Annotated in this window: 9 protein-coding genes; 3 read left to right on the top strand and 6 right to left on the bottom strand. The window is 72.8% G+C overall.

The annotated features are described in order from the left end of the window. Nucleotides 1-90: 90 nt before the first annotated feature. From AC0QU1_RS09255 to AC0QU1_RS09245, 3 genes are all read left to right on the top strand, one after another. Nucleotides 91-483 (top strand): Fur family transcriptional regulator, encoded by a 393-nt coding sequence (locus tag AC0QU1_RS09255; protein WP_483576102.1) that lies wholly within the window; start codon nucleotides 91-93, stop codon nucleotides 481-483. Nucleotides 484-604: 121 nt separating this feature from the next. Further along, nucleotides 605-1,990 carry a zinc metallochaperone AztD gene (gene aztD, locus AC0QU1_RS09250; protein ID WP_483576101.1) on the top strand — a complete coding sequence of 462 codons (1,386 nt, stop codon included), beginning with the start codon at nucleotides 605-607 and terminating at the stop codon, nucleotides 1,988-1,990. 106 nt (nucleotides 1,991-2,096) lie between these two features. Then, a complete protein-coding gene (locus AC0QU1_RS09245) occupies nucleotides 2,097-3,017 on the top strand; it encodes a metal ABC transporter substrate-binding protein (RefSeq protein WP_483576100.1) in 921 nt (306 codons plus the stop codon). A 30-nt stretch (nucleotides 3,018-3,047) separates the two neighbouring features. Here the strand turns inward: AC0QU1_RS09245 and AC0QU1_RS09240 are convergent, their stop codons facing one another. The 6 genes from AC0QU1_RS09240 to AC0QU1_RS09215 all read right to left on the bottom strand — a co-directional run bounded on the left by AC0QU1_RS09240 (nucleotide 3,048) and on the right by AC0QU1_RS09215 (nucleotide 11,043). Beyond that, nucleotides 3,048-4,304: an MFS transporter gene (locus AC0QU1_RS09240; RefSeq protein ID WP_483576099.1), complete on the bottom strand. Its 1,257-nt coding sequence runs from the start codon at nucleotides 4,302-4,304 to the stop codon at nucleotides 3,048-3,050. Then, entirely contained in the window at nucleotides 4,301-5,926 is a 1,626-nt protein-coding gene (locus tag AC0QU1_RS09235) for an ABC transporter ATP-binding protein (RefSeq protein WP_483576098.1), read from the bottom strand. Before AC0QU1_RS09235 ends, AC0QU1_RS09240 begins: the two co-directional genes overlap by 4 nt. Beyond that, complete coding sequence (locus AC0QU1_RS09230; RefSeq protein WP_483576097.1) at nucleotides 5,923-6,591, bottom strand: energy-coupling factor transporter transmembrane component T; 669 nt, start codon at nucleotides 6,589-6,591, stop codon at nucleotides 5,923-5,925. The genes AC0QU1_RS09235 and AC0QU1_RS09230 overlap by 4 nt, the downstream gene beginning before the upstream one ends. 217 nt (nucleotides 6,592-6,808) lie before the next feature. After that, on the bottom strand, nucleotides 6,809-7,438 hold the full coding sequence (locus AC0QU1_RS09225; protein ID WP_483576096.1) for an MptD family putative ECF transporter S component: 630 nt from the start codon (nucleotides 7,436-7,438) through the stop codon (nucleotides 6,809-6,811). Nucleotides 7,439-7,450: 12 nt separating this feature from the next. After that, nucleotides 7,451-9,211, bottom strand: a complete 1,761-nt coding sequence (locus tag AC0QU1_RS09220) for an ABC transporter ATP-binding protein (protein ID WP_483576095.1) — start codon at nucleotides 9,209-9,211, stop codon at nucleotides 7,451-7,453. Beyond that, nucleotides 9,208-11,043: an ABC transporter ATP-binding protein gene (locus AC0QU1_RS09215; protein WP_483576094.1), complete on the bottom strand. Its 1,836-nt coding sequence runs from the start codon at nucleotides 11,041-11,043 to the stop codon at nucleotides 9,208-9,210. The genes AC0QU1_RS09220 and AC0QU1_RS09215 overlap by 4 nt, the downstream gene beginning before the upstream one ends. Nucleotides 11,044-11,135: the final 92 nt, after the last annotated feature.

The raw sequence follows: 11,135 nt of genomic DNA, 5'->3' as shown, positions 1-11,135 counted from the left end.
TGTTCTCAAGAGTGGTTGACTACCCAAGATGAGAACGGTTATCAACCAAGGGCGGCGTGGACCCCTCGGCGCACCGAGCACCAAGGTCCGATGACCCGGCCGGCACGCCCGCGACTCTCGCCACGCTCACTGGTCCAGCGCGAGCTGGCGCAGAGCGACCGGTTCCGCACGGTGAACGAGATCTACCTCGCACTGACCAGGCGGAGCCATCGAGCGAGCCTGTCGACCGCGTACCGGACCCTGACGGCACTCGTGGACGCCGGGCTGGCCGAGACCGTCCACCTACCTTCGGCCGGGAGCGCCTACCGGTTACGACCGCGGGAGGCGACCGGACCGTACCTCGTCTGCGTGCGATGCGGCACAGCAGCGCCCGCCCCGACGACCGGTCTCGCGCCGTGGTTCCGCGCTGTGGCGGCGCAAGAGGGCTTCACCGACGTGGAGACACGAGTCGAGCTCTGGGGTCGGTGCAGGGGCTGTCCATGAGAACTTAACGAGAATGATTCTCATTTCTGATATGGTCGGCGCCGCGGCCAAGGCCGCTCCCTGCACCGTTCTGGAAAGGAGCAGCTCCGTCCTCGCGTCACCCAGCGGAGCTGAGACCCACATGACACTCATCGCACGAACCCGCTCACGGTCCAGAAGCCTGGTCGCCCTAGGCCTCGTCCTGCCGCTCACGGCCCTGGCCGCCTGCTCCTCGGGCGAGACCGGATCCAGCCCTGACGCCACGGCCTCGCAGGCCGCGACCGAGGCACCGGAGAACCCGGCGACGGAGGAGGCGACCTACACGCCCCGCATCGCCATCACCTACGACGGCGGCATCCGGGTGCTCGACGCCGGAACCCTGGAGCCGGTCGGCGAGTTCGAGCTCGACGGCTTCAACCGGCTCAACGGCGTCGGCGACGGCCGGCATCTCCTGGTCTCCACGTCGGGCGGGTTCCAGGTCCTGGACGCCGCCGCGTGGGCCGAGCCGCACGGCGACCACAACCACTACTACACGGCCGACCCGCAGCTCACCGACATCGTCTTCGACGCAGAGACCCCCGGCCACGTCGTGCCCCACGAGGGGCGGGTCGCACTGTTCGACGACGGCACGGGCCAGGTGACGGTCTTCGACGCGAGCGAGGTCGCCGACCCGGACCGCGAGACCCGCCAGCACAGCACGCCCGAAGCCCACCACGGCGTCGCCGTCGAGCTGCACGACGGCTCGCTCGTCGTCTCCGAGGGCACCGAGGACGCTCGCACCGGCATCCGGGTTCTCGACGAGAACGACCAGGAGATCGCGTCGTCCGACGAGTGCCCCGGCGTGCACGGTGAGGCCGTCGCCGCCGACGAGGCCGTCCTGATCGGCTGCGAGGACGGCGTCCTGATCTACAAGGACGGCGAGATCACCAAGGTCGACAGCCCCGACGACTACGGGCGCGTCGGCAACCAGGCCGGCAGCGAGGAGTCCAGCGTCGTGCTGGGCGATTACAAGGTCGACAAGGACGCTGAGCTGGAGCGCCCCACGCGCATCTCGCTCACGGACACCAAGACCGGCGAGATGACCCTGGTGGACCTGCCGTCCAGCTACACGTTCCGGTCACTGGCCCGTGGTGACGACGGCGAGGCGCTCGTCCTGGGCACCGACGGCCAGATCCACGTCATCGACCCCGACAGCAAGAAGCTGACCAAGTCGATCCCCGTCATCGACGAGTGGGAGGAGCCGATGGAGTGGCAGGAGCCGCGCCCGGCGATCTTCATGCTCGACGGCTCGGCGTACGTGACCGACCCCGCGACCAAGTCGATCCACGCCGTGGACATCGAGACCGGTGAGGTCTGGCTGAGCACCGAGCTCGACGTCGTGCCCAACGAGCTCAACGGCATCTCCGGAAATGTCGAGGAGGGATCGACCGAGTACGGCGAGAGCGACGAGCACGACCACGAGGAGCACGCCGGCGACGAGCACTCCGAGGAGGAGGGCGACCACTCCGACTCCGGCGACCAGGGCTGATCCGGCCCGTCTCACCACCCGTCGTGGCCGTGACACCCCGGTGTCGCGGCCACGGCGCTTCCCGCCGCCACCGACCGGACCCCCACCACGATCACCGAGGAGCCCCATGAGCCCCGTCCATCCCCGTGCCCGGCCGCTGACCGCCGCGGCCACTGCCCTGCTGGTCCTGTCCGCGGCCACCGCGTGCTCCCCCGGCGCCCAGGACGACAGGGTCGACGTCCTCGCGTCGTTCTACCCCCTGGAGTACGTCGCGCAGCGGGTCGGCGGCGAGCACGTCGACGTCACCAACCTCACCCCTACCGCGGCCGACCCGCACAGCATCGAGCTCTCACCCGCTCGGGTGCGCGAGATGGGCCAGGCCGACCTCGTCGTCTACCTCTCCGGCATGCAGCCCGCCACCGACGAGGCTCTGGCGGCCAGCCCGCCCGAGCGCCTGCTCGACACCGCCGAGGCCGCGGGGCTCGAGGCCGGCCCCAACGGCGGCGCGGCGCCGACGTCGGTCTCCGACACGCTCGACCCCCACTTCTGGCAGGACCCCACGCGCCTGGCGGACGTCGCCCAGGACGTCGCCGCCGAGCTGGCCGAGGCCGACCCCGCGCACGCGTCCGACTACACCGCCAACGCCGACGCCCTGGAGAACGAGCTCCGCACGCTCGACGAGGACTACCGCCAGGCTCTCGCACCCTGCGCGGGAGCCACCATGGTCGTCTCGCACGAGGCCTTCGGCTACCTCGCCGAGCGGTACGACCTCGTCCAGGTCGGCATCTCGGGCATCGACCCAGAGGCCGAGCCCTCGCCAGCCCGGCTGCGCGCCGTGCGCTCCGTGGTCCAGGCCGACGACGTGCAGACCGTCTTCTTCGAGGTGATCACCAGCCCGAAGGTCACCAAGGCACTCGCCGAGGACCTCGGCATCGACTCCGCCAAGCTCGACCCCATCGAGGGCCAGGCCGACCCGGACGCCGACTACATGGACATGATGCGCGGGAACCTGGTGGCTCTCGAGGACGGGCTCGTGTGCGGAAGCTGACGTGACCCACCCGGCCCCGTCCACCCTCGCCTACGACCCGATCTCGCCCGTCGTCACCTCGGCCGCAGGCACGGCAGGCATCCGGCGAAGGCGCGGGTGGGCGAAGACGAAGAGCGTGACCAGGCCCATGATCACGGCGCCGACGATGATCGGCAGCGGGGCCCAGATCCCGTAGAGCGCGGTGCCGGCGGTCGGTGCGACCACGAAGGTGAGCCCGGTGTTCGCGTTGATGAGCCCGGCCAGGCCGCCCTGCTCCTCTCGGCCGACCAGGAGGGTGGGACCGGCGGTGTAGCCGGGCATGGCGATGCCCAGGCCCAGCCCGATCAGCATGATCGCGACGAGCAGGGTGACGAGCCCGCCGTCCGGGACGAGCAGGACGAAGCCGGCCAGCGCGGTCAGCCCGCCGACGCGCAGCAGCGTGGGCGCCGTCCACCCGCTGCGCGGGACGATGACCGCCTGCGCGAGCACCAGCCCCAGCCCGGCGGCCAGGAGGGCACCGCCGGTGACCAGCCCGGTGGTCTCGGCGTCCAGGCCAAGTCGGTCCTGGACGATGAAGCCGGTGATCACCTGGATGAACCCGAGAGCGGTGAACATCCCGAACCCGGCGACCAGGAACGGCCACACCCTCGGGTCGGACGGACGCACCCGGGCGGGAGCCTCGACGAGCTGGTGCCGCGGTTCGCGGCGCAGCCGGAAGGCCACGAGCAGCAGCGCGACCAGGAGCAGGACCGGCACGGCCAGGAGCGGCACGATGAGCCCGAACACCGAGAGCAGACCGCCGAGGACCGACCCGGCCACCATGGCGATCCCCTGGACGGCGCCCACACCCGCCATGCCCTTGACCCGGGCAGCCTCGTCGGTGGTGACGTCGGCGATGTAGGCCTGTGCGGTGGGCGGGACCGCTGCGATCGCCGTCCCGAAGCCGATCCCGCGCAGCAGCACGAAGAGCACGAACAGCGTCACCCCCGTGACGACGCCCGCCATGCCGAGCTGGGCGAGCAGCGCGAACAGGACCATGCTCGTGGCCGCGAGCACGAACGCGGCCACCAGCACGGGCTTACGGCCCCAGGACTGGGAGCGCCGCCCCCAGTACTGGCTCGTCAGGACGAGCATCACGGCGGCGACACTGATCGTGACCCCGATCTGCCACTCGGCCAGGCCGACCTCGCGCGACAGCGGCGCGATGATCGGGTTGAGCGTGAGCTGCCCCAGGTACGCGAGGAAGACGGCGGTCAGCAGGAGCGGCACCTGCGGACGAGCGGTCCGCGGCTCGGTGGTGGCGGTCATGGAAGCGTCCTTTCGAGGGTCGTCGGGTTCGCTGCCCTGCTCACGGCGTCGAAGCCAGGTGCGGGGGCCGGCGTGAGCGTGAGCTCGTGGTCGGCGGCCAGCCCGATGAGGTCGTCGTCGTGGCTGACGAGCAGCACCACGGCGCCGTCGGCGGCGAGGTCGCGGATCGTGCGGGTGATCGAGGCGAGGTGGCGCCGGTCGACGCCGGAGCTCGGCTCGTCGAGCACGATGACCGGTCGCCTCGTCAGGCGGGCCGTGGCGACCACCAGCCGCTGCTGCTGACCGCCGGACAGCGACAGCGGGTGCCGGTCGCTGAGCATGTCCAGGTCGAGCTCCCGTAGCAGCGCCCGGACATGGTCGGCGGATGCGGCGGATGCGGCCTCAGACCCGGTGTCCGTGGGCAGGCTGAGGCGGACCTCCGCGGTGACGGAGTCGGTGAAGAGCTGTCGCTGCACGTCCTGCATCACGATGCTGCTGGCCCGCTGCCGCTGCGCCCGGCTGAGCGGCCGACCGTCCAGCCGGACGGTGCCCTGGTGGCGCTGCAGGCCCGTGACGACGCGGGCGAGGGTGGTCTTGCCCGCTCCGTTGGGACCGCGGACTGCGGTCACGGCGCCGGCCGGTAGGTGCGCGTGCTCGACGTCGAGCACCACCCGGCCGCCGAGGACGCACCGGACGTTCTCCAGGGTCAGGCCGGCGCCGGACTCCCCGTCCGGAACGCCGGCCGGAGCCGGGGACGGGTCCGGATGCGGTGTCCCGTCCGAGTCCGCGAACGTGTCCTGGCGCGGGTTCCCGGCCGGATCCGCGTCCGGATCTGCGACCGGGTCAGGGCTCCGGGCGATGCTCCTACCGCTCGCCCGCACCGCGGGCAGCGGGGGCACGGGAGCGGTCCGGGCGCTGCGCAGGCCCTCCGCCTCGAGTGTCGCGTCGTCGAGCCGGGCGAACTCGGCGGCCGTCCAGTCCGCGTGCACCCGGCCGTCCCGCAGGACGACCACCCGGTCGGCGACCTCGCGCACGAAGTGCAGGCGGTGCTCGGCGATCACTACCGTCACGCCGTCGTCGCGCAGGCGGCGCAGGGTGGCGACCAGGCGCGTGATCGCGTCGGCCGAAAGGTTGGAGGTGGGCTCGTCGAACAGGACGACGGCGGGCTCGTGCGCGACGGCGGCGGCGCACGCGACCCGCTGCCGCTGCCCGCCGGACAGCTCCCCGAGCCGCTGTGCGGCGAGCCCTGCCAGGTCGTGCTCCTCGGCAACGGCCGCCACCCGGTCACGGATCCGCCCGGGGTCCTCGCCGAAGTTCTCCAGGGCGAAGGCGATCTCGGGCGCCACCTGGTCGGTGAAGAACTGCCGCCGGGGATGCTGCAGCACCGTCCCGGTCCGCCGCCCGAGCCGGTCCAGCGGGGTGTCCGCGACCGGCAGCCCGCCCACCTCGACGGTGCCCGTCAGGACGCCGTCGTGGAAGTGCGGCACGAGCCCGTTCATCAGGCGCAAGGCTGTGCTCTTGCCCGAGCCGCTGGCGCCGCAGAGCACCACCGTCTCCCCGGGCCGCACGTGCAGCGTGAAGCCGTCCAGGCTCGGGGCCGCCGCGCCGGCGTAGGTCCAGCGGGCGTCGTCGACGTCGATCATGACACCCGCTCCCCCAGCAGAGTCACCGCCGCCAGGACGGCGACGACGAGCCCGCAGGCGACGTCGGCCCGGCCGAAGCGGGGCGGGTTCATCGCCGTCGGCCGGTCCGCGGAGCCCAGGCCGCGCAACAGCGCGGACGCGGAGAGGTCCTCCCCGACCCGCAGGCTGGACGCGATCAGCGGGACGGTGAACCGCTCGATGCCGAGCACGGGATGGCCCAGCAGGCCGGCCCAGCCGCCGATCCCGCGCAGCCGCATCGCGTCATGGACAGCGCGCGCCTCGGCGGCGATCACCGGGACGAAACGGAGCATGACGGCACCGGAGACGATGATCGCGCGAGGCACCCGCGCGGCGCGGAGCGCGGCCGTGAGCTCGGTCGGCGAGGTAGTGGCCACCAGGTGCAGGACGACGCCGCCGACCGCGACGAACCGCAGGAAGTAGGCGGCGCCGACGGCGACCATCCCGACCACCGGATGCGGCGCCGCCGTCGGGAGCAGGAACGCGATCCCGGCCAGGCCGGCGGCGACCACCGGCAGGAGCACGAGCCGCGGCCAGGCGCGCTCCCGGGCCGCGAGCAGGACGCCGAGCACGAGCGCCGCCGGGACGAACCGCAGCCCACCAGGGGCCATCACGGCCACGCTGGTCACCAGGACGAGCAGCGACACGGTCCGCGGGTCGAGCCGCGCCGTCCGCCCACCCGTCAACCCGACCAGACGTCGGTTGCGGGCGTCACGGTTGCGACGACGTGCCCGTCCTGGGCGCAACCGTCGCGCCCACGATCGAGGCCTGGTCGCGCGGTCGCTCAGGCCGGTCGTGCTCACGCCGCGCACCGGTGGGCGCAGCCGGCGCCGCGCGCACGCCGGACAGCGTCCCGACGCGGGATCACGCCAGGCCCGCCTTTTCGAAGTGCTTGCGCAGCAGCCGCGCGCCGAGCAGACCGCCGAGGAACCCGAGCACGACGGTGCAGGCGTCGAAGGCCAGGAGCACGCCCGGTGAGAGGAGCGCCTCCATCTGCTCGGTGTACGCCGGGCCCATCTGCTGCATGGACGGGCCGGAGAAGTACTCCTGGGGCGCGTAGAAGATCGGCAGGAACGGGCCCGCGAACCAGATCGCGTAGACCGTGTGGGCGAGCACGCTCATCCACCGGGAGCGGTAGCCGCCCGACCACACGATCACCTCGGCGACCAGCGCCAGCACGAGAGTGAGCGCGAAGCTGACCGGCGGGTGCCCCATCAGCAGCAGGACGCCGGACGTGATGGCCGCGAAGACCGTGATCATGCCGGCGTGCCCCACGCGCGTGAGGAACAGCATGAACGGGACCCCGCCGGCCACGATCGCGGCGGCGAGCGCGGCCAGCATGACGACCGGGCTGACGAAGCCGAGCATGCTGATGCCCATGACGACGACGAGGTAGAGCGCGGCGAAGATGCCGATGTTGATCAGGTCGCGCGGACTCATCCGCAGGCTGAGCCGGCGTGACACGGCGCCGGGCGAAGTAGTGGTGGTCGACATGGCTGGGACTCCTCAGTTCAGGCTGGGGGAAGGCTCGGGGGCGCCGGCGGTGGTGAGCCGCCAACCGGTCGCGTGGACACGTTCGGCCCAGTAGCGGGCGTACGTGCCGCCGGCGGCGAGAAGTTCGTCGTGGGTGCCCTGCTCGGCGATGCCGCCGGCGCCGTCGAGCATGATGATCCGGTCGGCCGTCGCGATGGTCTGCAGCCGGTGCGCGACCACGACCAGGGTGCGGTTGGTGCGGATGGCGGCGAACGCGTCGCCGATCGCCTGCTCGTTGCCCACGTCGAGGGCCGCGGTGGCCTCGTCCAGCAGCACGATCGGCGCGTCCTTGAGCAGGACGCGGGCGATCGAGACCCGCTGGCGCTCCCCGCCGGACAGGTTGGTGCCGCCCTCCCCGACGCGCGCGCCCCAGCCGCCGGGCAGGCGGTCCGCGATCTCGTCGACCCGCGCCCGCTCGCCCGCGCGAATGACCTGCTCGCGCGTGGCGTCGGGGTTCCCGAGCCAGATGTTGTCCAGGATCGTGCCGTCGAACAGGTAGACGTCCTGGAACACCGGCGCGACGGCGGCGGTCACCTGGTCGCTGCCCAGCTCGGGCAGGGGGACGCCGCCGATGGACACGGTGCCCTGCTCGGGGTCGTAGAACCGGGCGACGAGGCGGGTGATGGTGGTCTTGCCCGACCCGGACGGCCCCACGATCGCCGTCATCGCGCCCGCCGGGGCCTCGAACGACAGGTCGCGCAGGACCGGGCTCGAACCGTAGCCAAAGGTGACCCGATCGAAGCGGATGGTGTGGTCGCGGGGCGCGGCGGGCGCCGTCGGCTCGGACAGGGCCGGCTCGTCCAGGATCGCCTGGACACGGTCGAGCGTGTTGTTCGCGATGGAGATGCCGCCACCGAGCGCCCCCGAGTGCGTGATCGGCTCGACGAACCGCACAGCGAGCACGAGCAGGGGCACGAGGCTCGCGATCGCGAGCTCACCGCCCAGCGCGAGCCACGCTCCGACGACCACCACGGCGATGACGGCGACCTGCACCACGCTCCCGAAGAGCCCGATGCCCGCACCGCCCGTGACGTACAGCCTCCGGTTGGCGGCGTGCTGGCCGCGCAGCGCGTCGTCGACCAGCCGCTGCGCGATGGTGTTGTCACCGGCGGCGCGCAGCGCCGGCTGCACCCGGGCGAACTCGATGAGCCGGGAGGAGGCGTCCGCGACCGCGGTGACGTGCTCCCGGTCGGCGTCGGCCATGCGACGCGACAGCCACCGGTAGACGAACCACATCACCGGGACTGCGCAGGCCATGGTCAGCGCGATGCGCCAGTCGACGAGCACCGCCCCGACGAGCACGGTCGCGGGCGTGACGAAGGCGGTCAGGATCGGCCGCAGGATCGCGTAGGGCGCGGTCGACGCGAAGACGATGCCGCGCGTGGCGACGTCGGCCAGCTCCCCCGACCGGTCGACGGCGAACCAGCCGACCGGCAGCTCGACCAGCCTGTCCCCCAGGCGGTCCAGCAGGGACCTCAGCACCTCGGTGGCCGCCGCGTTGCCGGCCTGGCCGCCGACCCAGAACGCGGCCGCGTACGCGACGCCGAGCACGGCGAGCACGATCAGCCAGACGCCGGCCCCGGGGACGTCGCCGCCCAGCAGCGCCGCGAGGAACGGCACGAGGGCGACGAAGGCCGCGCCCTGCAGGACGGCGGTGACCACAACCCAGCCGAGCATGCGGCGCAGCAGCTTCCCGCCGCGCTCGTGGGTCAGGTTCAGGAGCTTGCGGATCATCGCGACGCCTCCGGCGTGCTGGTAGGGGCGGCGCTGGTTGGAGCAGCGGTACGGCCGGCTTCGTAGCGTTCCCACATGCCCTGGTACAGGCCGCCCGACGTCGCCAGCTCGGCGTGGGCGCCGCGCTCGACGATCCGGCCGCCGTCGAGCACCAGGAGCTGGTCCGCGCCCGTGATCGTGTGCAGCCGGTGTGCGATCACCAGCAGGGTCCGCTCCGCGGCCAGCGCGGAGAGCGCGGTCTGGATGGCAGCCTCGGAGTCCGGGTCGGCGAACGCGGTCGCCTCGTCCAGCACGAGGATCGGCGCGTCGGTGAGCAGCGCACGGGCGATCGTCAGCCGCTGCGCCTCCCCGCCGGACAGGTGGGCGTCGTCGCCGACCACGGAGTCGTAGCCCCGGGGCAGCCGCTGGATCCGGTCGTGGATCTGGGCGGCCCGCGCGACGCGCTCGACGTCGTCCTGGGCGGCACCGGGCCGGGTGAGCCGGATGTTGTCGCGGACGGTGGTCCGCAGCAGGTAGGCGTCCTGGAACACGAAGCCGACCTGCGCGTACAGCTCGGCCGCCGCGAGGCGCCGGACGTCGGCCCCGCCGATCGACACCGACCCGGCCGCGACGTCGTAGAAGCGCGGCACGAGCCGCGCGAGCGTCGACTTGCCGGAGCCGGACGGGCCGACCAGGGCCGTCACGGTGCCCGGGGCGCAGGAGGCGACGATGTCGTGCAGCACGTCGCGGGTGCCGTCGTAGGCGAACGACACGTCGGTCACGTCCACGCGGCTGCCGTCTGCCGACGCCGGGGCGTCCGGCTGCGGGATCGGCCGCTCGCTCAGGAACGCGGTGAGCGACTCGCGGGCCTTGGTCGCGTTCCGCATGAACTGCGCGGTGTACCCGAGCTGCAGCAGTGGCGCGGTGAGCCCGAGGCCGAGCAGGAGCGCGGGCAGCACGTCCATCGGCGCGGCCTGGCCCGCTCCGACCAGCCACGTGCCGACGGCGCACAGGTAGACCAGCACGACCACCGGCGAGGTGACCATCTCGATGACGGTCGCCATGGCGGAGGTCTCGCGCATCCACCCGTCGTAGAACCGCACGAAACCGGCGGTCTCCTCGCGGTACCGCCCGTGGCTGCGGCCCGCCTGGCCGAACGCCTTGACGACCGCGATCCCGTGCACGTACTCGACGGTGGCGGAGTTCAGCCGCACGACCGACGCGTCGTACTCGACGTACTTCTCCGCGCCGCCGCGCATCATCAGCGAGTACAGGACCACCGTGACGACGATCGGCAGCAGCGCGGCGAGCGCCATCCGCCACTCCACGGCGAACAGGTAGACCAGCGACAGGACCGGGACCGCGACGGCCGTGACCAGGTCCTGGATCGCGTGGGCGACGAGCTGGTGCAGCGCCGAGACGTCGTTCTCGGCGGCCTTGCGCACCGCCCCGGAGGACCGGGCGTCGAACCAGCCCAGCGGCAGCGACCGCAGGTGGCGCACGATCCTGGTGCGCAGGTCGAGCTGGAAGTCGCCGTCGGCCAGGTGGCTCACCATCCCGGAGGCCCCGGCCGCCGCGAAGCTCACGACGAGGGCCGCGGCGGCGACGGCCACGATCGCCCCCACGCGCCCGGCGTCCACGGGGCCGCCCGAGGCCGCCGGCCACAGCGTCCGGGCCAGCTCCACGATCGCGATCAGCGGGACCACGCTCGTCACCGCGCCGAGCACGCTCAGCGCCACGATGACGCCGATCCTGCCCCGCACCGCCCGGAACAGACCTACCGGGGCGGGCGCCGTCCGTGCGGTCTCGGTGCGCTCGGTCCCGGCCTGTGCGGTATCGGTAGGTGCGGTCACGCCGCGCCTCGATCCGATCGGTGTCCTGTTGGCTCTCGCACGTGCCCTCCCGGTATCCGAACCGCGCACCCGTCGCACCGACGACGTGCGCG

It is taken from the genome of Promicromonospora noduliphila (assembly GCF_056951025.1).
This window is presented reverse-complemented; position numbering and strand designations above follow the sequence as displayed.

Excerpts from the sequence above, each read along its gene's own strand:
- AC0QU1_RS09235 (WP_483576098.1), bottom strand. The coding sequence starts at position 5,926 with ATGATCGACGTCGACGACGCCCGCTGGACCTACGCCGGCGCGGCGGCC.
- AC0QU1_RS09255 (WP_483576102.1), top strand. The coding sequence starts at position 91 with ATGACCCGGCCGGCACGCCCGCGACTCTCGCCACGCTCACTGGTCCAG.
- AC0QU1_RS09240 (WP_483576099.1), bottom strand. The coding sequence starts at position 4,304 with ATGACCGCCACCACCGAGCCGCGGACCGCTCGTCCGCAGGTGCCGCTC.
- AC0QU1_RS09245 (WP_483576100.1), top strand. The coding sequence starts at position 2,097 with ATGAGCCCCGTCCATCCCCGTGCCCGGCCGCTGACCGCCGCGGCCACT.
- aztD (WP_483576101.1), top strand. The coding sequence starts at position 605 with ATGACACTCATCGCACGAACCCGCTCACGGTCCAGAAGCCTGGTCGCC.
- AC0QU1_RS09220 (WP_483576095.1), bottom strand. The coding sequence starts at position 9,211 with ATGATCCGCAAGCTCCTGAACCTGACCCACGAGCGCGGCGGGAAGCTG.
- AC0QU1_RS09225 (WP_483576096.1), bottom strand. The coding sequence starts at position 7,438 with ATGTCGACCACCACTACTTCGCCCGGCGCCGTGTCACGCCGGCTCAGC.